This window comes from Streptomyces blattellae, assembly GCF_009709555.1.
Lineage (GTDB): Bacteria > Actinomycetota > Actinomycetes > Streptomycetales > Streptomycetaceae > Streptomyces > Streptomyces blattellae.
Genome location: NZ_WJBG01000127.1, coordinates 248,115 through 272,262, shown reverse-complemented (window position 1 = coordinate 272,262; position 24,148 = coordinate 248,115). Strand labels below are relative to the sequence as shown.

Annotated in this window: 17 protein-coding genes and 3 pseudogenes; 6 read left to right on the top strand and 14 right to left on the bottom strand. The window is 70.4% G+C overall.

Annotated elements, in window-relative coordinates; all coding sequences use genetic code 11:
- Window positions 1–22: 22 nt before the first annotated feature.
- Entirely contained in the window at window positions 23–802 is a 780-nt protein-coding gene (locus GFH49_RS12645; protein ID WP_155055934.1) for a creatininase family protein, read from the bottom strand.
- Window positions 803–840: 38 nt separating this feature from the next.
- Between GFH49_RS12645 and ribA the strand changes: the two genes are divergently transcribed.
- From ribA to GFH49_RS12630, 3 genes and pseudogenes are all read left to right on the top strand, one after another.
- On the top strand, window positions 841–1,512 hold the full coding sequence (gene ribA, locus GFH49_RS12640) for a GTP cyclohydrolase II (protein WP_155055933.1): 672 nt from the start codon (window positions 841–843) through the stop codon (window positions 1,510–1,512).
- A gap of 130 nt (window positions 1,513–1,642) precedes the next feature.
- Window positions 1,643–1,906, top strand: a pseudogene (locus GFH49_RS12635) (FAD-dependent oxidoreductase); the annotation flags it as partial.
- Window positions 1,906–2,757 (top strand): annotated as a pseudogene (locus GFH49_RS12630) (saccharopine dehydrogenase C-terminal domain-containing protein); the annotation flags it as partial. The pseudogenes GFH49_RS12635 and GFH49_RS12630, both read left to right, overlap by 1 nt.
- Here GFH49_RS12630 and GFH49_RS12625 read toward each other — a convergent pair.
- Window positions 2,758–3,984 (bottom strand): serine hydrolase domain-containing protein, encoded by a 1,227-nt coding sequence (locus GFH49_RS12625; protein ID WP_155055932.1) that lies wholly within the window; start codon window positions 3,982–3,984, stop codon window positions 2,758–2,760.
- Between the two features lie 207 nt (window positions 3,985–4,191).
- On the opposite strand from GFH49_RS12625, the gene GFH49_RS12620 reads away from it, so the two are divergent.
- The gene (locus GFH49_RS12620) at window positions 4,192–4,632 is read left to right on the top strand and encodes a PPOX class F420-dependent oxidoreductase (RefSeq protein WP_155055931.1); all 441 of its coding nucleotides are present in this window, start codon (window positions 4,192–4,194) and stop codon (window positions 4,630–4,632) included.
- Between the two features lie 32 nt (window positions 4,633–4,664).
- On the opposite strand, the pseudogene GFH49_RS12615 reads toward GFH49_RS12620, so the two are convergent.
- The 8 genes and pseudogenes from GFH49_RS12615 to tkt all read right to left on the bottom strand — a co-directional run.
- Window positions 4,665–4,823, bottom strand: a pseudogene (locus tag GFH49_RS12615) (NAD(P)-dependent oxidoreductase); the annotation flags it as partial.
- 247 nt (window positions 4,824–5,070) lie between these two features.
- Window positions 5,071–6,513: a membrane-associated oxidoreductase gene (locus GFH49_RS12605; RefSeq protein WP_155055930.1), complete on the bottom strand. Its 1,443-nt coding sequence runs from the start codon at window positions 6,511–6,513 to the stop codon at window positions 5,071–5,073.
- A 76-nt stretch (window positions 6,514–6,589) separates the two neighbouring features.
- Window positions 6,590–7,468: a phosphogluconate dehydrogenase (NAD(+)-dependent, decarboxylating) gene (gene gnd / locus GFH49_RS12600; RefSeq protein WP_155055958.1), complete on the bottom strand. Its 879-nt coding sequence runs from the start codon at window positions 7,466–7,468 to the stop codon at window positions 6,590–6,592.
- 20 nt (window positions 7,469–7,488) lie between these two features.
- A complete protein-coding gene (gene pgi / locus GFH49_RS12595) occupies window positions 7,489–9,144 on the bottom strand; it encodes a glucose-6-phosphate isomerase (protein WP_155055929.1) in 1,656 nt (551 codons plus the stop codon).
- Entirely contained in the window at window positions 9,137–10,066 is a 930-nt protein-coding gene (opcA, locus tag GFH49_RS12590) for a glucose-6-phosphate dehydrogenase assembly protein OpcA (RefSeq protein ID WP_155055928.1), read from the bottom strand. Before opcA ends, pgi begins: the two co-directional genes overlap by 8 nt.
- Window positions 10,063–11,613 (bottom strand): glucose-6-phosphate dehydrogenase, encoded by a 1,551-nt coding sequence (zwf, locus tag GFH49_RS12585; protein ID WP_155055927.1) that lies wholly within the window; start codon window positions 11,611–11,613, stop codon window positions 10,063–10,065. Before zwf ends, opcA begins: the two co-directional genes overlap by 4 nt.
- A complete protein-coding gene (gene tal / locus GFH49_RS12580; RefSeq protein ID WP_155055926.1) occupies window positions 11,610–12,773 on the bottom strand; it encodes a transaldolase in 1,164 nt (387 codons plus the stop codon). The genes zwf and tal overlap by 4 nt, the downstream gene beginning before the upstream one ends.
- Before the next feature lie 27 nt (window positions 12,774–12,800).
- Complete coding sequence (gene tkt / locus GFH49_RS12575; protein WP_155055925.1) at window positions 12,801–14,876, bottom strand: transketolase; 2,076 nt, start codon at window positions 14,874–14,876, stop codon at window positions 12,801–12,803.
- Window positions 14,877–15,022: 146 nt separating this feature from the next.
- On the opposite strand from tkt, the gene GFH49_RS12570 reads away from it, so the two are divergent.
- Window positions 15,023–15,943 carry a helix-turn-helix domain-containing protein gene (locus GFH49_RS12570; protein ID WP_155055924.1) on the top strand — a complete coding sequence of 307 codons (921 nt, stop codon included), beginning with the start codon at window positions 15,023–15,025 and terminating at the stop codon, window positions 15,941–15,943.
- A gap of 189 nt (window positions 15,944–16,132) precedes the next feature.
- Here the strand turns inward: GFH49_RS12570 and GFH49_RS12565 are convergent, their stop codons facing one another.
- Entirely contained in the window at window positions 16,133–17,515 is a 1,383-nt protein-coding gene (locus GFH49_RS12565) for a glycoside hydrolase family 16 protein (protein WP_155055923.1), read from the bottom strand.
- Window positions 17,516–17,955: 440 nt separating this feature from the next.
- On the opposite strand from GFH49_RS12565, the gene GFH49_RS12560 reads away from it, so the two are divergent.
- Window positions 17,956–19,731: a sulfatase-like hydrolase/transferase gene (locus GFH49_RS12560; RefSeq protein ID WP_155055922.1), complete on the top strand. Its 1,776-nt coding sequence runs from the start codon at window positions 17,956–17,958 to the stop codon at window positions 19,729–19,731.
- A gap of 26 nt (window positions 19,732–19,757) precedes the next feature.
- Here GFH49_RS12560 and GFH49_RS12555 read toward each other — a convergent pair whose 3' ends face one another.
- Genes GFH49_RS12555 through GFH49_RS12545 form a run of 3 tightly spaced genes read right to left on the bottom strand, consistent with a single transcriptional unit; the run spans window position 19,758 to window position 24,138 of the window.
- The gene (locus tag GFH49_RS12555) at window positions 19,758–20,603 is read right to left on the bottom strand and encodes a hypothetical protein (protein ID WP_155055921.1); all 846 of its coding nucleotides are present in this window, start codon (window positions 20,601–20,603) and stop codon (window positions 19,758–19,760) included.
- Window positions 20,603–22,270, bottom strand: a complete 1,668-nt coding sequence (locus GFH49_RS12550; protein WP_155055920.1) for a PHP domain-containing protein — start codon at window positions 22,268–22,270, stop codon at window positions 20,603–20,605. Before GFH49_RS12550 ends, GFH49_RS12555 begins: the two co-directional genes overlap by 1 nt.
- Before the next feature lie 26 nt (window positions 22,271–22,296).
- Window positions 22,297–24,138 carry a LamG-like jellyroll fold domain-containing protein gene (locus tag GFH49_RS12545; RefSeq protein ID WP_155055919.1) on the bottom strand — a complete coding sequence of 614 codons (1,842 nt, stop codon included), beginning with the start codon at window positions 24,136–24,138 and terminating at the stop codon, window positions 22,297–22,299.
- Between the last annotated feature and the right edge of the window lie 10 nt (window positions 24,139–24,148).

Sequence of the window (24,148 nt, the reverse complement as noted above, 5' to 3'; positions counted from 1 at the left end):
TCGTCCTGGTCGCCCGCCGGCGCTACCCCCGTGAGTCACCCGCGTCACCCGCGGCATCCGTGAACAACGACAAACACGCGCCGAAGGAATCCGCGAGGCTCTCCAGCAGCGCCTTCCCTTTTTCCGCCGAACCCAGCGAAGGACGCCCGATGACACCCGAATCGGTATAGGCGGACATTCCGCGAGTCAGCAGATGACGCCGGTCGTCCGCGACGAAATCAGCGGTCTCATAACCGGGCCTGACCCATTCAGGATGAGCGTGCAGAAGGATGGAGGTCTCAATTTCCCCCGCGTGCATGTCGGTGAGCAGCGAGGTCCGCACCCCCGCCCGCTCCCGCGCCGTCTCCCAGTCCTCCCCGGCCGGGAACAGCGCCATCGACTCACCGCGCGCGGAGGATTCCTGAACGACGTTGCCCAGTACGTAGTTTCCGCCGTGCCCGTTGACCAGCACCAGCGTGTCGACGCCCGACCGGCGGAGCGAAGCCGCTATGTCCCGTATCACCGCGTGAAGGGTGACGGAGGAGATGCTGACGGTCCCCGGCCAGGCCGCATGCTCGTGCGAGCAGGAGATCGTCACCGGAGGAAGGAGGTGCACCGGGTGCGCGGCGGCTATCTCCCGCGCGACGGCACAGGCGACGAGCGTGTCGGTGGCCAGCGGAAGGAAGGGGCCGTGCTGCTCGAAGCTCCCGACGGGAAGGACGGCGACCTGCCGTGAGACGCCTGCCCCGCGCGTGCGTACGTCCTGTGTGGTGTCCGCCGGCAACAGCCCGTATGCCGCCGAACGCGTTTCCGTACCACTCATTTCCTCACGGCCTTTCGTCTCTGCTTAGGAACCAGATCATGACAGAAAACATCGGCGTACTCGCCAAGAAGTCACCGCAGAAGTCCGCACAGCGGACGGGCGTCGAGCGTGTCGTGAATGCGCCCCTGCCCACGGTGTATGGGGAATTCCGCGCGGTCGGCTATCTCGACCACGATCGCGGCGACGAGCAAGTGGCCCTGGTCCACGGTGACATCGGCACGGACGACGTCCTCACCCGGCTGCATTCCGAATGCCTGACCGGCGACGCCTTCGGCTCCCAGCACTGCGAGTGCGGCGATCAACTCGCCTCCGCGCTGCGCGCCGTCGTCGCCGAGGGGCGCGGCGTCGTCGTCTATCTGCGTGGGCACGAGGGCCGCGGCATCGGCCTGCTGGGCAAACTGCGCGCGATGGCGCTGCAGGCGGACGGCCTGGACACCGTCGAGGCGAACCTCGCGCTCGGTCTGCCGGTGGACGCCCGCGACTACGGCGTCGCCGCACGGATCCTCGACGACCTGGGCGTGCGCTCCGTACGCCTGCTGTCCAACAACCCGCGCAAACGCGAGGCGTTGCTGGAGCACGGCATCAAAGTGGCCGAGCAGGTCCCGCTGCTCATACCGCCGTGTGAGAACAACATCACCTATCTGCGGACGAAGCGGGAGCGCCTCGACCACCACCTGCCCCATCTGGACGCCGTGGCGCACTGGTCCTGACTGCCGTGGCGCCGGTCCGGACAGGAAGAGGGAATGACCGACGACGTCCTCTTCCTCTCCGGGGACCGGGTGGGGCGTCTGCCCGGCGGCGCCGCCCGGCCGTGATCGACGCCGCCGAGGAGGCACACACGTGAAGCTGCAGGCTCGGGTCGTCGTCATCGGCGGCGGGGTCATGGGCACGAGCATCGCCTACCACCTCGCCCGCGCCGGCGTACGGGACGTCGTCCTGGTGGAACGGGACGAGCTGGGGGCCGGATCCACGTCCGAGGCGGCGGGCGGTGTGCGGGCGCAGTTCTCCGACGAACTCAACATCCAGCTCGGCGCCCGCAGCCTGGAGGCCTTCGGCCGTTTCCGCGAGGAGGCCGGATACGACAGCGGACTGCACCGGGTCGGCTGCGGGGGAGGGCGCATTTCGCCTGCTCCAGTTATGTGTCGGAGGCGGTCCTCGATCAGGTGCCCGCGGCGACGGGGGCGGGGCTGGTCGTGCTCACCGAGGCCGGTCTCGACCCCGGCATCGACCACCTGTTCGCGCACAGCCTTGTCGCCCGCGCCCGGGCGGAGATCGGCGCCGACACGGCGGCCTCGTACCGCCTCACCTCGTACTGCGGCGGCGTCCCCGCGGTCCCGAACGACTTCAGGTACCGCTTCAGCTGGGCGCCCGCGGGGGTCCTGGGCGCCCTGCGCTCACCGGCCCGTTACATCGAGGACGGCGCGCAGACCGTCGCCGACCGGCCCTGGGAGGCGACCCGGGAGCATGTCGTCGACGGTGAGACCTTCGAGGCCTACCCCAACCGCGACAGCCTGCCCTTCATGGAGCAGTACGGACTGCCGCCCGCCTGGAAACCGCAGGCCTTCGTCCGCGGCACGCTGCGTCTGGCCGGCTGGCTGCGGGCCTGGGACGCCGTGTTCGAAGAGCTGAAGGCGGGCGACGACGGCCGGATCGCCGCCCTGGCACAGGAGTTGGCGGCCACGTACCCGACCACCGAGGCGGACCGGGACCGGGTGGTGCTCGCGGTGTCGCTGGAGGTGAACCAGTGGTCCGGCGGCTACCTCCTGGACCTGACCGGCGACGCGGAGGAGAGCGCGATGGCCCGCTGTGTCTCCCGCACCCTCGCGCTCGGTGTCCGGCACATCCTGGACGGCTCCCTGCCACCGGGCCTGAGCCGCGCCGCCGGGACCGCGGCGCGCTCGCGGGAGTGGCTGGACGAACTCGCCCGGGACGGCGTCGAGTTCACGCTGAGCTGATCAGTCGGTGACGGCCTCGTACACGAGCCGCTTGAGGTCCGGGAACATCGTGTGCGAGGTCCGGGGCCGCACCTGGGTCATGAACTGCACGGTCAGATCGCGGCCCGGGTCGACGAAGAACGTCGTCGTCGCTACTCCGCTCCAGCCGTAGGTGCCCAGCCCCGAGGGCGCGAGCGTCCGGGCCGGGTCGATCACCACGGAGACACCGAAGCCGAAGCCGACGCCCTCGTTGCCGGGCTCTCTGTGCGGGGGAGCGCCGAAGGAGCGCAGATCGGCGCCGCCGGGAAGGTGGTTGGAGGTCATCAGGTCCACGGTCTCGGGGGCGAGCAGGCGGACGCCGTCGAGTTCGCCGCGGCGCCGCAGCATCTCCATGAAGCGGTGCATGTCGTACGCGCCGGTCACCAAGCCGCCGCTGCCGGACAAAAACCTGGGCCGGCCGTGCAGCGGCAGCCCGGGGATCGGCTCGATGCCGCCGCCCTCGGTCTCGCCGTACAACTCGGCCAGCCTGCCCGCCTGTTCGGCCGAGACCTGGAACCCGGCGTCGGGCATCCCGAGCGGCCGGAAGACGCGCTCCTGGAAGAACTCGTCCAGGGACTGCCCGGACGCGACCTCGATGACCCGGCCCAGCACGTTCGACGCCACCGAATAGTTCCACTGCGTGCCCGGCTCGAACTGCAGCGGCAGGCTCGCGTACACGTCGATCGTCTCGGCCAGGTTCGCACCCGGCGGAACCGCCGACTCCAGGTTGGCCTCGCGGTAGAGGGCGTCGACGGGGTGGGAGTGGTAGAAGGCGAAGGTCAGGCCCGCGGTGTGGGTGAGCAGATGCCGGATCAGCATCGGCCCGGCGGCCGGGCGCGTGGTGACGTCGGCGCCGGAGCCGCTGTCGTACACCTCGACGCCGGCGAAGACCGGCAGGTGCGCGGCGACCGGGTCGTCCAGCGACAGCTTGCCCTCCTCCATCAGCAGCAGCGCGGCGACCGCGGTGACCGGCTTGGTCATGGAGTAGATCCGCCACAGCGTGTCCGCCTCGACGGGCAGTCCTGCCGCGATGTCACGCCGGCCGTGCGTGGTCAGATGGGCGACGTGTCCGCCGCGCGAGACGGCCACCAGGCAGCCGGGCAGCCGCCCCTCGTCGACGTAGTGGGCGAAGTACTGGTCGAGGCGGTCCAGCGCCTTCGGGTCCAGCCCCACCTCGTCGGGTTCGGCCTCTTGTCGCAGCAGTGCCATCGGTGTCCTCCGTCGCTTTCGTCGAGGTGCGGTCCGGCATACCCAGCCGCAACGCCCTCGGATCCCATGGTCGCGTAGGAACGCGTTTCCGGTCGTTCGGACAGGCACGATCGACGGCCGACGTGGCGGAAAGCACAGACAACGCCGTGCACGGGTGCGGTCCGTCGCCGGGGAATGCGAAAAGCCCCCGCACCGGTTGATCCAGACATGACTCACGACTCGTCTCAGGACGCTCTGCTGGCGCTGCTCTCCGAGACCAGGGCCGGAGTGCTGGTCACCCTCAAGCGCGACGGACGGCCCCAGCTGTCGAACGTCAACCACGCCTACTACCCGGGCGAGCGGATCATTCGGGTCTCGATCACGGACGACCGCGCCAAGACGCGCAATCTGCGCCGGGACCCCAGGGCGTCGTACCACGTGACCACCCCCGACGCCTGGGCCTACACCGTCGCCGAGGGCACGGCCGACCTCTCGCCCGTCGCGAAGCACCCGTACGACGAGACGGTCGAGGAGCTGGTCCGGCTCTACCGCGACGTCAGGGGCGAGCATCCCGACTGGGACGACTACCGGGCCGCGATGGTCCGCGACGGGCGGCTGGTGCTGCGCCTGAAGGTGGCGCGGGCCTACGGCATTCCCCGCCGGGCCTGAGCCGGCTCGGCGAAGTCAGCCGCGGTTCGGCAGCGCCGCGCACCGAAGTGGCACGCCTCGGTGAAGCCGGTCACCAGGGTGATCAGGAAGGGGTTCACGGACAGCTTCATCAGCAGGGCGTTCGGGGCGGGTCCGCAGACGAAGGCCGTGTGGCACATGGGTGCGAGCAGCGGCCGTACCCGCTCCACCGCCTCCGCCACCTGGATCCGGCCGGTCGCGGAGGCGCTGGTCGGCATGGGGGTGGCGGAGGGGCGTGCCGAGCCGCTCGCCACCCTCGTGATCAGCGCCCTGGAGGGAGCGAGGTCAGGGCGTTGATGTGCCGTCCCCATGCCGCTGGGGTGAAAGGCGGGCCCGGGAGTCGGCCGGCGGACTGGTCCGCCGTATCACCGGCCGGGAGGTGCCCGCGCCCGCGCAGCACGCCGCACACCGCGCGGGCGGTCACTGGCGGTTGACGGTGCGGGTGACGCCGGCGACGACCGTGGTGGCCAGGAGCCAGCCGAGGAGGACGAGGGCGTACGCCAGGGCCTGCTGCCGGCCTTCCGGCGCGAAGGCCGCCTCCTGGCCGAAGGAGATCACCGGCAGCAGCAGGTCCAGGGTGTAGAAGACCGCATTGAACCGCGGTGCCTCGTCCGCCTTCAGCGCCGGCGGCGTGTGCAGCGCGAACGCGACGGAGCCGATGGCGAGCAGGGACAGCAGCCAGCCCAGCGCGCGCATCGGCCGGAAACCGTAGCCGACGGTGGCGTCCTGGACCTGCCCCCACAGCCGGCCGTACCAGGGCAGGGTGGTGCGGTGCCGGCGCTGCTTGGCGAGCTGGACCAGGCGGGCGGCGTGGTCGTCGCCGGTGCGGCGGTAGGAGGCGGTCAACTGCTCGTAGCCGTGCGGGTCGAACCTGCCCTCGTCCCGCTCCAGCATGGGCAGCCGCTGCTCGGGCGGCACATGCGGGGTGAGCGAGGTGTAGGTGAGGTCGAGGATGCGGACCTGGTCCGGGAGCATCTCCGGCGCCAGGTTGAGGTGCTCTATCTGCGAGCGGCGCAGGTTGAGCATGCCCTCGATCTGCGGCCCCCTGCGCAACCACACCTCGCCGATGACACAGCTGCTCGCCCGCATCGCGGTACCACCGGGGTTGGACAGCGTGCTGCTCAGCAGGTCCAGCCGGCCGGGTATGCGAGCGCCGCGCATGTCGATACGCCCCTGCGCGCTCAGGCGTCTGCCGAGGACATTGGCGCCGACTTCTAGGGCCTCGGCGCTGAGGGCCGAGCCGCCGGGGTTGCGCAGTTCCGCGTCCTCCAGGTCGAGCGAGCCCGCCACGGTGGCGCCGTCGAGCCGGATCATGCCCTGGGTGCGCAGGCGGCGGGCGCAGAGGTCGTCGTCGACGGTGACCTGGTTGAGCTGGAGCACCGGCTCCGTCGTGTCAGTGGCGGTGACTTCCGCCTCGTCCAGGTACAGCGCACCGGAGATCTGCGCGCCGTCGAGCCGCACCGGCCCACCGATCCGGCAGCGGGTCAGTGTCACGCTGCCGTCGATCCTGCTCCGCGCGGCCGCCAGGCCGGGCAGCACGGAGCCGCGCAGGCTGAGGTAGTTGAGCTGGGCACCGGCCAGGCGAGGGGCTTCGTCGAAGCTGCAATAGCCGAGGCGCACCACGCTGTCGACCGTCGCGAAGCGCAGGTCCAGTACACCGGTGATCCGGGCCCCGAGCACCTTCAGGGCCGCCACTTCCCCTTGCTCCCGGGGGCCGTTGAGGAGGAGCGCCCGCAACACGGACGCGCGGACGGTCCGTTCCGGGCCGTCCTCCGCCCCCTCCGGGCGGAAATCCACGGTCGTTCCCGTAGCGAAGGCCCGCCAGACGCGCTGTTCGGCCGGTGTCAGATCGTTGATCTCCATCGGCCACGACTCTGGCGGGCCCGCTTTCCCGGTGTCAACCGGCTATGACCGGACGTTCCGGGTCCGCCACGGCCCGCTACTCCTTCGACTCGACGGCGTGGCCGCCGAACTGGTTGCGCAGCGCCGCGATCATCTTCATCTGCGGCGAGTCGTCCTGGCGAGAGGCGAACCTGGCGAAGAGGGACGCCGTGATCGCGGGCAGCGGCACCGAGTTGTCGATGGCGGCCTCCACGGTCCAGCGGCCCTCGCCGGAGTCCTCCGCGTAGCCGCGCAGCTTGTCCAGGTGCTCGTCCTGGTCGAGGGCGTTGACGGCGAGGTCGAGCAGCCAGGAGCGGATGACCGTGCCCTGCTGCCAGGACCGGAAGACCTCGCGCACATCCGTCACGGAGTCGGCCTTCTCCAGCAGCTCCCAGCCTTCGGCGTAGGCCTGCATCATGGCGTACTCGATGCCGTTGTGGACCATCTTCGAGAAGTGGCCCGCACCCACCTTGCCCGCGTGGACATAGCCGTACGGGCCCTCAGGCTTGAGCGACTCGAAGATCGGCTGGAGCCGGTCGACATGCTCCTTGTCGCCGCCGACCATCAGGGCGTATCCGTTCTCCAGGCCCCACACGCCGCCGGAGACACCGGCGTCGACGAAGCCGATGCCCTTGGCGCCCAGCTCCTCGGCGTGCTTCTCGTCGTCGGTCCAGCGGGAGTTGCCGCCGTCGACGACGGTGTCGCCGGGCTGCAGAAGGCCGCCGAGTTCGTCGACGACGGACTGGGTGGGGGCGCCGGCCGGGACCATCACCCAGACGATGCGCGGCGCTTGAAGCCGCTCGACCAGTTCGGTCAGGCTGCTGACGTCGGAGACCTCGGGGTTGCGGTCGTAGCCGACGACGGTGTGGCCCGCGCGGCGGATCCGCTCGCGCATGTTGCCGCCCATCTTGCCGAGGCCGACGAGGCCCAGTTGCATCGGTTGCGTCGGTGCCATGGTCAGTTCTTCTCTTCCTTGAGTTCGCGGCAGGCGGCTACGAGGGCGGCGGTGGAGGGATCGAGACCGGGGACGGCGGCGCCTTCGGTCAGGGCGGGCTGCACCCGTTTGGCGAGGACCTTGCCCAGCTCGACGCCCCACTGGTCGAAGGAGTCGATGTGCCAGATCGCGCCCTGCACGAACACCTTGTGCTCGTACAGCGCGACCAGCTGGCCGAGGACCGACGGGGTCAGCTCGGGGGCGAGGATCGTCGTGGTCGGGTGGTTGCCGGGGAAGGTGCGGTGCGGCACCTGCTCCTCGGGCACGCCCTCCGCGCGCACCTCGTCCGCGGTCTTGCCGAAGGCCAGCGCCTGACCCTGGGCGAACAAATTGGCCATCAACAGGTCGTGCTGCGCCTTCAGTTCGTCGCTCAGCTCGGCGACCGGCCGCGCGAAGCCGATCAGGTCGGCCGGTATGAGCCGGGTGCCCTGGTGGATCAGCTGGTAGTAGGCGTGCTGCCCGTTGGTGCCGGGCGTGCCCCACACCACCGGACCCGTGGTCCAGCCCACCGGGTGCCCGTCCCGGTCCACCGACTTGCCGTTGGACTCCATGTCGAGCTGCTGCAAGTAGGCGGTGAACTTGGACAGGTAGTGGCTGTACGGCAGCACCGCGTGCGACTCGGCCCCGAAGAAGTTGCCGTACCAGACGCCCAGCAGGCCCATGATCAGCGGGGCGTTGGCCGCTGCGGGCGCGCTCCTGAAGTGCTCGTCGACGACGCGGAAGCCGTCGAGCATCTCGCGGAACCGGTCCGGGCCGATGGCGATCATCAGGGACAGCCCGATCGCCGAGTCGTACGAGTAGCGTCCGCCGACCCAGTCCCAGAACTCGAACATGGTGTCCGGGTCGATGCCGAACTCGCTTACGTTCCGGGCGTTCGTCGACAGCGCGACGAAGTGCCGGGCCACCGCCTTGTCGTCGCCACCCAGCCCGGCGAGCAGCCAGGACCGCGCCGAGGTGGCGTTGGTGATCGTCTCGATCGTGGTGAACGTCTTGGACGCCACGACGAACAGCGTCTCCGCCGGGTCCAGGTCGCGGACGGCCTCGTGCAGGTCGGCGCCGTCGACGTTCGACACGAAGCGGAACGTCAACTCCCGTGCGGTGTACGGGCGCAGCGCCTCGTAGGCCATGGCCGGGCCCAGGTCGGAGCCGCCGATGCCGATGTTGACGACATTGCGGATCCGGCGGCCGGTGTGGCCGGTCCACTCGCCCGAGCGGACGCGGTCCGCGAAGCCGGCCATCTTGTCGAGGACGGCGTGCACGCCCGGGACGACGTTCTCGCCGTCCACCTCGATCACCGCGTCCCGCGGGGCGCGCAGCGCGGTGTGCAGCACGGCGCGGTCCTCGGTGATGTTGATGCGGTCACCGCGGAACATGGCGTCGCGCAGCCCCGGCACCTCGGTGGCGGCGGCGAGTTCCTGGAGCAGGGCCAGCGTCTCGTCGGTGACCAGGTGCTTGGAGTAGTCGACGCGCAGATCGCCGACGCGCACCACATACCGCTCCGCGCGCCCGGGATCGTCCGCGAACAGCTCACGCAGCCGGGGACATCGCAGCGCGTCCGCGCGGTGGTCCTCCAGGGCCGTCCACTCGGGCCGCCTGGCCGGTTTGGGGAAGTCAGACATGGGCGGGGGTCCCTCCCTCGCCGCGCAGGGCGATGGCGTACATCTCGTCCGCGTCGAGGCGGCGCAGTTCCTCGGCGATGAGTTCGGAGGTGGTGCGGACCTTCAGCGCGAGAGTGCGTGCGGGCTGGCCGGGCAGGGACAGCGTGGCCAGCGGGCCCTCGGGACGGTCGATCACGATCTCGCCGCGCGCGGTGGACAGGCGGACCGCCGTGACGAGCGGACCCGCGGTGACGACGCGGTCGACGGTGACGTCGAGGCGGGCCTGAAGCCAGCGGGCCAGCAGCTCGGCCGCCGGGTTCTCCGCCTCGGCCTCCACGGCCGCCGAGGTCACCTCCACCCGGGCCTGGTCCAGGGCCGCGGCCAGCATCGAGCGCCACGGGGTCAGCCGGGTCCAGGCGAGGTCGGTGTCGCCGGGCGCGTAGGAGCGGACCCGGCTCTCCAGTACCTGGAGCGGGTCGTCCACGGCGTACAGGTCGGTGATCCGGCGCTGGGCCAGCGCGCCCAGCGGGTCCTTCGCCGGGTTCTCGGGCGCGTCCGCCGGCCACCACACCACGACCGGCGCGTCCGGCAGCAGCAGCGGCAGGACGACGGAGTCGGCGTGGTCGGACACCTCGCCGTACGTCCGCAGGACCACCGTCTCGCCGGTGCCCGCGTCGGCGCCCACCCGGACCTCGGCGTCGAGGCGGGAGTTGGTGCGGTCGCGCGGGGTGCGGGCGTGCCGCTTGATGACGACCAGGGTGCGCGCGGGGTGTTCGTGCGAGGCCTCCTCGGCCGCCTTGATCGAGTCGTAGGCGTTCTCCTCGTCCGTGACGATGACCATCGTCAGGACCATGCCCACGGCCGGTGTGCCGATGGCGCGGCGGCCCTGCACCAACGCCTTGTTGATCTTGCTTGCCGTGGTGTCGGTCAGGTCGATCTTCATGGCCTGCGCCAGCTCCGTCCGTCTCGTGCGAGCATCTCGTCGGCTTCCCCGGGTCCCCAGCCGCCCGAGGCGTACTGGGCGGGCCTGCCGTGGTTCGCCCAGTACTTCTCGATCGGGTCGAGGATCTTCCAGGACTCTTCCACTTCCTGGTGGCGGGGGAACAGGTTGGCATCGCCCAGAAGGACGTCGAGGATGAGCCGCTCGTACGCCTCCGGGCTGGACTCCGTGAACGACTCGCCGTACGCGAAGTCCATCGACACGTCCCGGATCTCCATCGAGGTGCCCGGCACCTTCGAACCGAACCGGACGGTCATGCCTTCGTCCGGCTGGACCCGGATGACGATCGCGTTCTGGCCGAGTTCCTCGGTGGCCGTCGAGTCGAACGGCGAGTGGGGCGCCCGCTTGAAGACCACCGCGATCTCGGTGACGCGGCGGCCCAGCCGCTTGCCGGTGCGGAGGTAAAAGGGGATGCCGGCCCAGCGCCGGTTGTCGACCTCCAGCTTGAGCGCCGCGTAGGTGTCGGTCGCCGACTCGGGGTCGATGCCGTCCTCCTGGAGGTACCCGGGCACCTGCGCGCCGCCCTGCCAGCCCGCCGCGTACTGGGCCCGCACGGTGTGCTCGCCCAGGTTCTCCGGCAGCCGCACGGACTTCAGGACCTTCAGCTTCTCGGTGAGCAGCGATTCCGCGTCGAACGCGATGGGCTCCTCCATCGCGGTGAGCGCCATCAGCTGCAGGAGGTGGTTCTGGATGACGTCACGCGCGGCGCCGATGCCGTCGTAGTAACCGGCTCGCCCCCCGATGCCGATGTCCTCGGCCATCGTGATCTGGATGTGGTCGACGTACGACCGGTTCCAGATCGGCTCGTACATCTGGTTGGCGAAGCGGAGCGCCAGGATGTTCTGGACGGTCTCCTTGCCGAGGTAGTGATCGATGCGGAAGACCTGGTCCGGCTCGAACACGTCGTGCACGATCGCGTTCAGCTCACGCGCGCTGGCGAGGTCGTGCCCGAACGGCTTCTCGATCACCGCACGCCGCCAGGAGCCTTCAGGAGCATCCGCCAGCCCGTGCTTCTTCAGCTGCCGGACGACCTTCGGGAAGAACTTCGGCGGTACGGAGAGATAGAAGGCGTAATTGCCGCTGGTGCCCCGCGAGACATCCAACTCGTCGACGGCGGACCTAAGCTGCTTGAACGCCTGGTCGTCGTCGAAGTCGCCGGGGACGAACCGCATGCCCTCGGCGAGCTGCTGCCAGACCTCCTCGCGGAACTCGGTGCGCGCATGCGCGCGCACCGAGTCGTGTACGACCTGCGCGAAGTCCTGGTCCTCCCAGTCCCGCCGGGCGAAGCCGACGAGGGAGAAGCCCGGCGGCAGCAGGCCGCGGTTGGCGAGGTCGTACACCGCCGGCATCAGCTTCTTGCGGGACAGGTCGCCGGTGACGCCGAAGATGACGAGCCCCGAGGGACCGGCGATGCGGGGCAGCCGCCGGTCGCGGGCGTCGCGGAGCGGGTTGTCCCACCCGGCGGTCTCGATGCCAGGAACCTCGGTCATTCCGCGTCGGCCTCCTTGCTGTCCAGCGACTTGGTGACGGTGGCCAGCAGGTCGTTCCAGGCCGCCTCGAACTTGGCGACGCCCTCGTCCTCCAACTGCTGCACGACCTCGTCGTAGGACACCCCGAGCGTTTCCACGGCGGCCAGATCGGCGCGTGCCTGCGCGTAGCCGCCGCTCACCGTGTCGCCGGTGATCTCGCCGTGGTCGGCGGTGGCGATCAGGGTCGCCTCCGGCATGGTGTTGACGGTGCCGGGCGCGACCAGCTCGTCGACGTACAGGGTGTCCTTGTAAGCCGGGTCCTTCACACCGGTCGAGGCCCACAGCGGGCGCTGCTTGTTGGCCCTGGCGCCGGCGAGGGCGGTCCAGCGCTCCCCGCCGCGTGTCGGATCGCCGGCAGAGCCGAACCCGTCCTCGTACGCCTCGTAGGCGAGCCGCGCGTTGGCGAGGGCCGCCCGGCCCTTCAGCGCGAGGGCCTCGTCGGTGCCCAGCACCGTCAGCCGCTTGTCGATCTCGGAGTCGACGCGGGAGACGAAGAAGGACGCCACGGAGTGGATGGCGGCGAGGTCGAGGCCCTTCGCGGCGGCCTTCTCCAGACCCGCCAGATAGGCGTCCATCACCTCGCGGTACCGCTCCAGCGAGAAGATCAGCGTGACGTTGACACTGATACCGAGGCCGATGACCTCGGTGATCGCCGGGAGACCGGCCTTCGTCGCCGGAATCTTGATCATCACGTTGGGCCGGTCGACCAGCCAGGCCAGCTGCTTGGCCTCGGCGACGGTCGCCTCGGTGCGGTGGGCCAGCCGCGGGTCGACCTCGATGGAGACCCGGCCGTCCCGTCCGCCGGTCGCGTCGTACACCGGCCGCAGGATGTCGGCGGCGGCGCGGACGTCGGCGGTGGTCATCATCCGTACGGCCTCGTCGACCGTGACGCCCCGCGCGGCGAGATCGGCGAGCTGCTCCTCGTACCCCTCACCCGAGCCGATCGCGGCCTGGAAGATCGACGGATTGGTGGTCACGCCGACCACGTGCCTGCTGTCGATGAGTTCGGCGAGGTTGCCGGAGGTGATCCGCTGGCGGGACAGGTCGTCCAGCCAGATGGAGACGCCCTCGTCGGACAGGCGCTGGAGGGCTTGCGCGGTGGCGGTCGCTTCGATGGTCACAGTGTCATCTTCTTTCTGGCGATCGGATCAGGCACGCGCGGCAGCGAGGGAGGCCCGGGCCGCGGCGGCGACGTTCTCGGCGGTGAAGCCGTATTCGGCGAACAGGGTCCTGGCGTCGGCGGAGGCGCCGAAGTGCTCCAGCGAGACGATGCGTCCCGCGTCCCCCACGAAGCGGTACCACGTCAGACCCACCCCGGCCTCGACGGCGACACGCGCCTTCACGGACGGCGGCAGGACGCTCTCGCGGTACTCACGGGGCTGCTCCTCGAACCACTCCACGGACGGCATCGACACCACCCGGGTGCCCACACCTTCCGCCTCCAGTTCCTCGCGTGCGGCGACCGCGAGCTGGACCTCGGAGCCGGTGGCGATGAGGATCACCTCAGGAGTGGGGGTGAAGGACTCGCGCAGGACGTAACCGCCCTTCGCCGCGTCCTCGTTGCGCGAGTACGTCGGCACGCCCTGACGGGTGAGGGCGAGGCCGTGCGGCGCCGGGTCGGTGGCGTGCCGCTGGAGGATCCCGGCCCAGGCGACGGCGGTCTCGTTGGCGTCGGCCGGCCGGACGATGTTCAGGCCGGGAATCGCCCGCAGCGAGGCCAGATGCTCGACCGGCTGATGCGTCGGACCGTCCTCGCCGAGCCCGATGGAGTCGTGCGTCCACACGTACGTCACCGGCAGCTGCATCAGGGCCGACAGGCGTACGGCGTTGCGCATGTAGTCGGAGAACACCAGGAAGGTGCCGCCGTAGACGCGGGTGTTGCCGTGCAGCGCGATGCCGTTCATCGCCGCGGCCATGGCGTGCTCGCGGATGCCGAAGTGAACGGTACGGCCGTACGGGTCGGCCTCCGGCAGCGGGTTGCCCTGCGGCAGGAAGGACGACGTCTTGTCGATGGTGGTGTTGTTGGAACCGGCCAGGTCGGCCGAGCCGCCCCACAGCTCGGGAATGACCGCACCCAGCGCCTGGAGGATCTTGCCGGAGGCGGCGCGGGTGGCCAGGGCCTTGCCCTCCTCGAAGACGGGGAGCGCGGCCTCCCAGCCCTCGGGCAGCTGACCGGCCACGACCCGGTCGAAGAGCCGGGCGCGCTCGGGCGAGGCGGCACGCCACTCGCTGATCCGCTTGTCCCAGGCGGCGTGCGCTTCGGCGCCCCGGTCGAGGGCGGCCCGGGTGTGGGCGAGGACGTCGCCCGCGACCTCGAAGGTCTGCTCCGGGTCGAAGCCGAGGACGGCCTTGGTGGCGGCGACCTCGTCGGCACCGAGCGCCGAGCCGTGCGCGGCCTCGGTGTTCTGCGCGTTCGGCGCAGGCCAGGCGATGATCGTGCGCATCGCGATGACCGAGGGGCGCCCGGTCTCGGCCTGCGCGGCCTTCAGCGCCGTATGGAGCGCCTGGACATCGATGTCGCCGTCGGCGGCGGGCTCGATGCGCTGGGTGTGCCAGCCGTAGGCCTCGTACCGCTTCAGCACGTCCTCGGAGAAGGCGGTCGCGGTGTCGCCCTCGATGGAGATGTGGTTGTCGTCGTAGAGGAAGACCAGATTGCCGAGCTTCTGGTGCCCCGCCAGTGAGGAGGCCTCCGCGGAGATCCCCTCCTCCAGGTCGCCGTCGGAGACGATCGCCCAGATGGTGTGGTCGAACGGCGACTCGCCCTCCGGCGCCTCCGGATCGAACAGGCCGCGCTCGTACCGGGCGGCCATCGCCATCCCGACGGCGTTGGCGACGCCCTGCCCGAGCGGACCGGTCGTGGTCTCCACGCCCGCCGTGTGCCCGTACTCGGGATGCCCCGGCGTCTTCGACCCATGGGTCCGGAACGCCTTCAGGTCAGCGAGCTGCAGCTCGTACCCGGCGAGGAAGAGCTGGGTGTACAGGGTGAGCGAGGTGTGCCCGGGGGACAGCACGAACCGGTCCCGCCCGCTCCACTCGGGATCGGCCGGGTCATGACGCATCATCTTCTGAAAGATCGTGTACGCGGCCGGAGCGAGGCTCATCGCGGTGCCGGGATGGCCGTTCCCGGCCTTCTGTACGGCATCGGCCGCCAGAACACGGGCGGTGTCGACGGCACGCCGGTCGAGCTCGGTCCACTCAAGACGGCCTGAGGTCTGCGCGCTCATCTTCAAGAAGTCCTCACGGAAAGGGGGTGACCAGCGGAACACCTTCAAAACTAAAAGTCTGACTTTTGAGAGGAAAGGTCATCGTGTGTCAGCCTGTGGTGAAAGTGGGACACAGGACACCGGGGCAGGGGCGGCGCGAGCACGACATGGCGGACACAACCATCCAAGCCGGGGACGGTGACGGCAGCGGAGACGGCATCAGAACGTTCCCTTTCCCGGTCGAGCTGAGCGTGTCCGGTGTCGGGATGCAGGTCGGCCCGCTGGGCACCGGCCGAACCTGGCACGCCGCCGACGCCCCGCTGGACCGCGTGCACCGCATCGACTTCCACGTGGTGATGCTCTTCACCGCGGGCCCCGTGCACCACATGATCGACTTCGCCGAGTACGAGGCGACGGCCGGCGACATCCTCTGGATCCGCCCCGGCCAGGTCCACCGCTTCCCCCGCACGAGCGAGTACCGCGGGACCGTCCTCACCATGCAGCCCGGTTTCCTGCCCCGCGCCACCGTGGCCGCCACCGGCCTCTACCGCTACGACCTGCCGCCCCTGCTCCACCCCGACGAGGCACAACGCACCGGCCTCCAGGCGGCCCTGGACCACCTGCGACGCGAGTACGAGGACACGGCCACCCTCCCCCTGAGCCTGCACACCTCGGTACTGCGCCACTCGCTCACCGCGTTCCTGCTGCGCCTGGCCCATCTCGCGACCAGCTCAGCGGAGGCCGAGCGACAGCAGGCCGACACCACCTTCACCCTCTTCCGGGACGCGGTCGAGAAGGGCTTCGCCACCAACCACAGCGTCAGCGCCTACGCCGACGCCCTCGGCTACTCCCGCCGCACCCTCGTCCGCGCGGTCCGCGCCGCCACCGGCGAAACCCCCAAGGGCTTCATCGGCAAACGCGTCATCCTGGAGGCCAAGCGTCTGCTGGCCCACACCGACATGCCCATCGGCCGCATCGGCGCCGCCATCGGTTTCCCCGACGCCGCCAACTTCTCCAAGTTCTTTCACCAGCACACAGACCTGACCCCGGCGGCATTCCGGGCGGAGCTACGCGACCGACCCCGGTGACCCGCCCGCCGCGAGGGAGCCGCAGGGGGCGTGCCTGTGTCGAGAACCCGAACGCACAGCGGCGCGAAGCGCTGAGCACGTTCGGGTTGTCGACACAGGCTTTCAGCGCTCCCGGGGGCGACCGAGCCATTCAACACAGCGCGTCGTCAGCCTCTCGACGCGGGCCGGCGTGAAACACCAGCTCTCGACTCACCTCCCGAAGTCGAACCAGTTCACGTTCACGAAGTCCGCCGGCTGCCCGCTGGTGAACGTCAGATACACATCGTGCGTCCCCGTCACGCCGCTGATGTTCGCCGGCACGGTCCGCCAGGCCTGCCACCCCCCGGTGTTCCCGATGGCGAAGCTCCCGATCGGCGCGTTGCTCCGGCTGTCCAACCGCACCTCGACCAGCCCGCTCACGCCACCCCCGGCCCCACTCGCGACCCGGGCATTGAACTGGGTCGCCGCGGTGGACCCGAAGTTGACGCCCCGGTAGAGCGCCCAGTCGCCGTTGGCCAGCGCGCCGATGTTCTGCCCGCCCCCCGAGTCCGACGTGGACTCGGTCATCGTGCCGGACTGCCCTTCGTACGACTCGGCCTGAATGGGACTGTAGGCGTCACGGTTCCCCGTCGGCGGAGGCGTGGTCCCGCCCCCACTGGACAGCACCTGCACATAGTCGACGACCATCGAGTGCCCCGGCACGGTCGCGGCGTCCGGACCGCCGCCGAACGCGTCCACGAACCCGCCGCCCATCGCCACGTTCAGGATGACGAAGAAGCCGTGGTCGGTGGCGTTGCTCCAGGTCGTCGCGTCGACCTGATCGGCCCGTACGGTGTGGTAGTTGATGTCGTCGACGTAGAACCGGATCTGTTCCGGGCTCGTCGAGCGGTCCCACTCCATCGCGTACGTGTGGAAACCGGCCTGGCAGGTCGCGCCCGGGCAGGCCCGCGAACCGCCGATACCGGTCGTCTCGTTGCACGGCCCGCCGGGGCTCGTACCGCAGTGCATCGTCGACCACACGGTGTTGAGCCCCTGGACGTTCTCCATGATGTCCAGCTCGCCGACGCTCGGCCAGTTCCAGTAGTCGCCGCGGTAGGGCGAGCCCAGCATCCAGAACGCCGGCCAGTAGCCGCGGGCCGCGTCGCCGGTGACGTTCGGCATCTGGATGCGCGACTGCACCCGCAGCGTGCCGCCCGACGGCGCCTGGAAGTCGGTGCGGTTGGTCTCGATCCGGCCGGACGTCCAGTTGCCGGAGGCGTCCCGGCGCGGGGTGATGCGCAGGTTGCCGTTGCCGTCCAGGGCCACGTTGTCGGTGCTGGACGTCATGGTCTCGATCTCGCCGGTGCCCCAGTTGGCGGGGCCGCCGGGGTAGCCGGTGCCGGTCGCGTACTGCCAGTTGGCGGTGTTGACGCCGGTGCCCGCGGCGCCGTTGAAGTCGTCCACGAAGACCTGCGTCCAGCCTGACGGCGGCGTGGGGGCGTCGGCGAGCGCGGACGGGGTGGCGGCCGCCGCGAGACCGAGGGTGCTCACGATGGCGACGAGTGCGCGCCGCAGGGGGCGCCGTCTGTGGGGTGTGCCGGAGGTTTCACTCATGGGGAGGGGCCTCTCGGGTACGGAGTCGATGTGCGGGGTTGCTCTGGAGAGCCGCGCTTGAGTACGCGCTTGAGAGCGCTCTCAGAATGTGGCCAATGTGCTCCCGGTCACTCCAGCCGTCAAGAGGTAAAACCACGAACGTCCTTGCGTCCCTGTGGAGTTCATGCCATGAATGGCCGCGTACCGGTCCAAAAACGCGCACCGCATGGCCGCGGCGCCCAGTGGTGCGCCGGCTCAACAGACGGGGCCTCGCGGGTGAGGGGGAGTTCGGCTCTTCCGCTTGTGATCATTCTCATGCCGTTGAGGGGGAACCTCCGGCCCGGCAATTGCCTCTCAATGATCGAAACAGAGCGTTCACAGCGTGTGCATGGTGTTGGACCGGGGGTTGCGATCACTATCGGTGCAGCTGCCCGCACTCGCCGTCACCACAGGAGTCCCGTATGCCGAGCCGCCGCCGATTTCTCACCGGGGCCGCCGCCGCGCCCGCCGCGCTCGCGGCGGCCACCGCGTGCGAGGCCGGCGACGAGGCGCAGCCCGCGCAGCACAACAAGCCCGCCGCGGCCATGCAAGCCGTGCAGACCCCGGCGTCGGGCCGGCTCAACTTCGTGGTGATCCTCGCCGACGACCTCGGCTACGGCGAACTCGGCTCCTACGGCCAGAAGCTGATCCACACGCCACGCCTGGACGCCCTCGCCGCCGAGGGCCTGCGCTTCACCGAGGCCTACGCCGCCGCCCCGGTGTGCGCTCCCTCACGCTGCTCGCTGCTCACCGGGCTGCACAGCGGACACTCGACCGTGCGGGAGAATCCATGGGGGCCGGGCGGCCAAGGCGCCCTGACCGACCGGGACTTCACCTTCGCCGAGGCGCTGCGGGCGCTCGGCTACCGCACCGGCATCATCGGCAAGTGGGGCTTCGGACCCGAGGCCCCCGACCAGCCGAGCCACCCCAACTCCCGTGGTTTCGAGGAGTTCTACGGCTACATCGGCCACGGCCGCGCCCACGACTACTTCCCCGACTACCTGTGGCACAACGGCACCCGGCAGGAGATCCCCGAGAACAAGGGCGGTGCCCGCAAGGTCTACGCCCCCGACCTGATCCAGGAACGCGCGCTCAGCTACCTCAACGCCCACCAGCACCAGCCGTTCCTGCTCTACCTCGCCCCGACCGTGCCGCACGCGCCCAGCAAGGCACCGGATGTCGGCCAGTACGCCGACCGGCCCTGGACCGGCCCCAACAAGCGGCACGCCGCCCAAATCACCACCTTCGACACCCTTGTCGGCAACGTCACCGACCGGCTCACCGAACTCGGCATCGCCGACCGCACCATCGTCCTCGTCACCAGCGACAACGGCCCGCACGAAGAGGGCGGCACCGACCCCGGACTCTTCGACGGCAACGGCCCCCTGCGCGGCATCAAGCGGAACCTTTACGAGGGCGGCATCCGCGTCCCCCTCATCGCCTGGTCCCCGCAGCGTGTACGGTCCGGCACCACGGACCGCCCCACCCCGCTCACCGACCTGCTGCCCACCCTCGCCGACCTCGCGGGCGCACCCGCCCCGACCGACGTCGACGGCCTCTCCCTCGCCCCGCTGCTGCGCGGCTCCACGGACGCGCCCCACCACGACAGCCTGTACTTCTACCGCAACCACGCCGGCATCACCCCGCGTTCCGACGCCTACGACCTCGGGCGGGGCCGCCGTCTCGCGGAGGCGCTGCGACGCGGCGACCTGAAGGCCGTGCGGTTCGCACCCGGGCGTAACCGGCGGGCCCCGGACGACCAGTGGGACGTAGAGCTGTACGACCTGGCCAGGGACCCCGGCGAACTGCACGACCTCGCCGCCGCGCGGCCCGCCCAGGCGGAGGAGCTGGTGAAGCTGATGCGTGAGTCATGGGCGCCGGTGTACCCGCGCAGGCCTTTCGGTGTCAGGCTCCAAGTCACCGGCCAGGGCCAGGAGTTCACCGTCACCGCCACCTTCGCAAACGGCTCCGCCCGGCCCTGGACCGCCCCCCGGCTCACCCTGCACACGCCGAGCGGCTGGCGGACACACGCGCTGGACGCGGTCTCCGCGGCCCGCCTGCACCCGGGCGAACACCTCACCGCCCGCTGGCAGGTCACCCGCACCCGGGTCGCCGCGGTCACGACCCTCACCTGCCGGGGCACCGCACACCACAAGGACCACGAGGTGACGTACACGGCGAGCAGGACACTCGACTGACGCGAGGCACGACGACCCGGGCTCGATCAGTCCGTGACCTGCCGGTACGAGTACACGGTCGTCGACAGCGCGCAGATGCCGGGCTGGATCACCTGGGCGCGCAGGGTGCCGCCGCGCACGTCGTAGTCGACGCCCTCCGTCTCGAAGGCGCCGGTGCACACGCTGCGCTGCGGTAGCGCGAACAGGCTCTTGACCGCGCCGGTGACCGGCCGGCCGTCGAGCTTGCGGTCCAGGTCGACCTGGAGGAGCGGGCGGCTCTCAGGGAAGAGGGTGCCGGTGGCGTCGTCCGAGGCGCACACCAGGCGGGTGTCCGTGACGAAGTCGCAGCCCTGGATGTCGCGCACCGGCTTGTCCAGGGTGATCTGCCCGGCCTCCTTCAAGTCACCGCCTGTCTGCGGGGTGGACGGGTTGAGCAGCGGAGCGGGGAAGACCTGGAGCCGGTTCTGGTCGCCCCACTCGCCCGACACCAGCCACTGCCCGTCGGGCGAGACCGTCGCGAACGAGTTGTTCAGCTTCTCGCCCGCGTCGAGCTGGTGGACGTACTCGTAGCGCTTCCCGGCGGGGGTCGTCACCGCGAACATCTTGGACGTGGCCGTGTCCGGGCCCTGATAGGCGTCGAAGGTGTAGCCGTTCGCGATGTCCGGGTCGCCGATGTGGTTCCAGCCCCTGATACGCAGGTCCAGCGGGATGTCCGCGAGCCCCCGGTACAGCAGCGAGCCGTCGGCCCGGCTCGCGAGGCCCTGGCCCCCGCCCAGGGTGCCGGTGTGCGCCGTGCTGGTCTCCTCCCAGCGCCGGTCACCGGCGGCGGAGGCGGTGCCCGCGCCCAGCGCCAAGGCGAGTAAGGCAGCCAGGGACACAAGTTGACGTTTCATCAGGCACCCTCCACGTCGACGAACACCGGGTTGGAATAGAACCATGTATCCGCCCACGGGTCACCGTTCCCCGGCTCGTGCGGGATCGGCCCGTGCGGGTCGATGGAGGCGCCCAGGTATCCGGCGCCGTTCCGGTTGCCGTCGCTGCCGCGCAGCCGGACGTAGAAGGACTCGTCGTCGGCGGTGAGCGGGATGCGCAGGGTGTAGGTGCCCTTCCTGCCGCTCACGTCCTTCGACTGAACGACCTTGGTGTCGGGTGCCTTCCAGGTGTCCCGGTCGGCCACCGGGCCGCGCACCGCGCCCCGGATCAGGTCCACGTGCTTCAACTCGGGCAGGATGCCCTGCGTGTTGGGGCGTGAGGTGGTGGTCACGGTGACGTTCAGCGTGAGTTTCTCGCCCTTGCGGACGCGCAGCCGGCCGCCCAGCGTCACACCGGGACCGTGGTCGCAGTCCCGCTTCAGTCGGACGTCGAGCCCGTCGAGCAGATGCCCGTGGTCGAGCCAGACCCGGCCCGCGCGCAGGCCGGCCATCACGGAGCGGTAGCCGTAGCGGGTGACGCCGACGTGGGTGCGGCTGAACTGGCCGGGCCAGAAGTCGCCGCCGGGTTGCGGGGAGTCGGTGTTCACCGGGTCGGGGATCTTGCCGGTGTTGTCGAAGTTCTGACCGGGCAGCCAGTCGCCGTTCTTCCAGGTGTCGAAGACGACCCGGTGTACGTCGGAGTTGGTGGTGATGGTGAACAGCTTGCCCTCGGCGAGCATCGCGTCCCACATGCCGCCGACCGTCGCCGTCATCCAGTCGAAACCGCCGTACAGCACGTACGTGTCCTCCGGGTAGCCGGCCCAGGAGTCCGCCGACGGCTTGTTGGTGTACTCGCCGCGCTGCGAGTCGGGGCCCTCCCAGCCTGGGATGCCGCCGCCCTGCGCGCCGGGTGCGCCCTCCATGCCGATCATGATCTCGGGGGCCGCGTCCCGCCAGTTGCGCATCTCGTGCGGGGAGTCGATGCCCAGCCGCATCGGGTGGTTCGCGAAGACGAGGACGTCGTCGATGTATCCGGTGCGGCGCTGTTCGGCGAGCCACTGGATGGCCTTGACCGCGTGAGCCTCGTTGCGGGCCGTGTTCGGGTTGCCCGGGGCGCCGTCCGTGTAGCCCAGCAGCTTGCCGTCGTACGCCAGCTCGAACTGGGTGAGGACGTCGACCTCGTGGGGGCCGGGAGCGGCGAAGATCGTGCAGTGCTCGGCGGCCGGGATGTACCACTCCAGGCCCTGGAAGATCAGCTGGCGGGGGTTCTCGGTGCGGGCCTTGAGGATCTCCTCGTGCTCCATCTTGGCGCCGTACCAGGCGTGCCCGAAGTTGGAGTGCTCGTTGAACACCATCCAGTCGAGGCCGTACTCGGCGGCCGCGGTGGCCAGCTGCGAGAAGGTGTACTTCGCGTCGTGGCTGTAGACGGAGTGGACGTGATGGTCGCCGACGAGGTAGGCGAGGCGCGGGTCGTCGCCGCCGAAGGGCCGCGAGGACGCCGCCGCGGGTACGGCCGCCGAACCGAGGGCGAAGGCGGCGCCGAACAGGCCCGCGCGGCGCAGGAGTCCGCGCCTGGACAGGCCCTGCGGGTCGAGTTCTGCAGCGGATACGGACGGGTCGGCCCAGGCGGGCAGTTGCTGGTGGTTCATGGTCGATGCCTCTCGATGCGAAGTCGTCAGTGGTTCATGAACGACGTGATGGGCAGGGCACGTTCGGCGATCCGTACGTCGCCCAGGCGCCCGTACAGGATCTGGTCGATCTTGCTGCCGTACTCGTAGCCGCCGAGCAGCCACGGCAGGCCGACAGCGCTGATCCCCGTCGCGGGAGCCTTCGGGTTGCGGACCACCGGGCAGCCCTCGACGTACATCGTCGTGTGCTCGCCGTCGTTGACGACCGCGAGATGCCACCAGGTCTCCAGCGGCGTCTCCTGGCCCCAGTTGGTGGCGATGCCCTCCTGGTTCAGCGGGCGCATCGCCCACTGCGGCTCGCGGTCGTTCGACAGGGACAGCGTGGCGAGCGGCTCGTCCGGATCGTCGGCTGTCTTGCCGGCGGCGCCACCCGTGCCGGTGCGGCTGACCAGGCCCGACCAGGCGTTGTGGGACGGGTCCCAGTCGGCGGGGAGGCGGTAGAAGGCCTCGATGGTGTAACCGTTGGCGAAAGTCGCCGAGTTGAGCGGAGCGCCGTCGACCGTGCGCAGGTACGCGCCCTTCAGCGGGGACTTGAAGCCCTGGAACTCCAGGCTGCCGTGGCCGGGCTGGTCGGGATGGTGGTCGGCGGACCAGCCCAGCCTGCCGCCGCCCACCGTGACGAGTGCGAGGTCGTTGCCGCGCCCGGACAGGTCCCGGACCGTTCCGCTCACCGGCTCCTCGAAGCGCCAGTAGGCCACCGTGCCCGGGATCAGCATGCGCGACGCGGGCCGGGCCGGGCGCGCGGGCACCGGATCGAAGCCGGAGAAGCGGCCGGCGAAGTCGATGTCGACGGTGAACCGGTCGGCGTCACCGCTGAGTTCGATCTCCTGCCGCTCCAGCTCGTTGAGCCCCTTCGCGGCCCGGCCCAGAATCCACGGGGAGACCGTCTCCACGTCGATGACGTTCCGGTCGAGGTCGAAGCGGTACAGGCGGATCATCGCCGCGCCGCCGAAGTAGCGGTTCTGGTAGTTCGTCAGGTGCAGGTGTACGTCATGCCCCGCCGCGTTCCTGCGGGTTGCCCGGGCGGCCGGCCAGTAGTGTCCGTTGAGAGTGAGGAAGATCTGGTCGTGGTCCTCGACCAGCCGGTCCCACAACTGCTGCCCGTAGGACGACAGCGTGTCGTCCTCGACGACCAGCTCGTGCGTGGTGAGGATGACCGGCGTCTTCGGGTGCGCGGCCATCACCTCCTCGGCCCACGCGTACCCCTTCGCCGACAGCCGCCAGTCCAGCGCGAGCACCATCCACTCGCGTCCGGCGGCCTCGAAGAGGTGGAAGGTGTTGTAGCCGTCGGGGGACGCGCCGCCGAACGTCCTCGTGCCCTCGAACCGCCCCGGCCCGAAGGCGTCCAGATACGGCGTCGCCCCGCGCTGGTCGGTCGTGGACGACTTCACGTCGTGGTTGCCGGCGAGGACGCTGTAGCCCACGCCCCGCCGGTCCAGGAGCCGGAACGCCTCGCTGATCGCCGCGACTTCGGGCTCGGTGCCGTTCTGGGTGAGGTCGCCGAGGTGGGACAGGAAGACGGTGTTCTCCTCCCGGCCGTGCTCCAGCAGATAGCGCAGGGACGCCGCGACCGGCGCCTTGTCGATGCTCGGCCCGTCGAAGAGGTACTGCGTGTCCGGCATGACGGCGAGCGTGAAGCGCCGGCTGTCCGGGTCGGGCCGCCAGTCGCCGGTGAGGTCGTCGGCGGGCGCGGCCTCGGCGACCGCTGCCGGGACGGCGACGGAGGCCGTCGCGGCGGCACCGAGCAGCGCGGTGGCGCGGAGGAAACTGCGTCGTCCGGCGCCGGCCTGCGTGGCCTCGCCCTGGGCATGGTCATGCGAAGTACACACGTGGGCTCCG

What these genes read in the sequence shown, in the direction of transcription:
- GFH49_RS12605 (WP_155055930.1), bottom strand. Translation starts at nt 6,513, where the DNA reads ATGGAGATCAACGATCTGACACCGGCCGAACAGCGCGTCTGGCGGGCC.
- GFH49_RS12565 (WP_155055923.1), bottom strand. Translation starts at nt 17,515, where the DNA reads ATGAGTGAAACCTCCGGCACACCCCACAGACGGCGCCCCCTGCGGCGC.
- GFH49_RS12550 (WP_155055920.1), bottom strand. Translation starts at nt 22,270, where the DNA reads ATGAACCACCAGCAACTGCCCGCCTGGGCCGACCCGTCCGTATCCGCT.
- opcA (WP_155055928.1), bottom strand. Translation starts at nt 10,066, where the DNA reads ATGAAGATCGACCTGACCGACACCACGGCAAGCAAGATCAACAAGGCG.
- GFH49_RS12570 (WP_155055924.1), top strand. Translation starts at nt 15,023, where the DNA reads ATGGCGGACACAACCATCCAAGCCGGGGACGGTGACGGCAGCGGAGAC.
- gnd (WP_155055958.1), bottom strand. Translation starts at nt 7,468, where the DNA reads ATGCAACTGGGCCTCGTCGGCCTCGGCAAGATGGGCGGCAACATGCGC.
- GFH49_RS12560 (WP_155055922.1), top strand. Translation starts at nt 17,956, where the DNA reads ATGCCGAGCCGCCGCCGATTTCTCACCGGGGCCGCCGCCGCGCCCGCC.
- GFH49_RS12625 (WP_155055932.1), bottom strand. Translation starts at nt 3,984, where the DNA reads ATGGCACTGCTGCGACAAGAGGCCGAACCCGACGAGGTGGGGCTGGAC.
- GFH49_RS12645 (WP_155055934.1), bottom strand. Translation starts at nt 802, where the DNA reads ATGAGTGGTACGGAAACGCGTTCGGCGGCATACGGGCTGTTGCCGGCG.
- tkt (WP_155055925.1), bottom strand. Translation starts at nt 14,876, where the DNA reads ATGAGCGCGCAGACCTCAGGCCGTCTTGAGTGGACCGAGCTCGACCGG.
- zwf (WP_155055927.1), bottom strand. Translation starts at nt 11,613, where the DNA reads ATGACCGAGGTTCCTGGCATCGAGACCGCCGGGTGGGACAACCCGCTC.
- GFH49_RS12620 (WP_155055931.1), top strand. Translation starts at nt 4,192, where the DNA reads ATGACTCACGACTCGTCTCAGGACGCTCTGCTGGCGCTGCTCTCCGAG.
- ribA (WP_155055933.1), top strand. Translation starts at nt 841, where the DNA reads ATGACAGAAAACATCGGCGTACTCGCCAAGAAGTCACCGCAGAAGTCC.
- GFH49_RS12555 (WP_155055921.1), bottom strand. Translation starts at nt 20,603, where the DNA reads ATGAAACGTCAACTTGTGTCCCTGGCTGCCTTACTCGCCTTGGCGCTG.
- pgi (WP_155055929.1), bottom strand. Translation starts at nt 9,144, where the DNA reads ATGTCTGACTTCCCCAAACCGGCCAGGCGGCCCGAGTGGACGGCCCTG.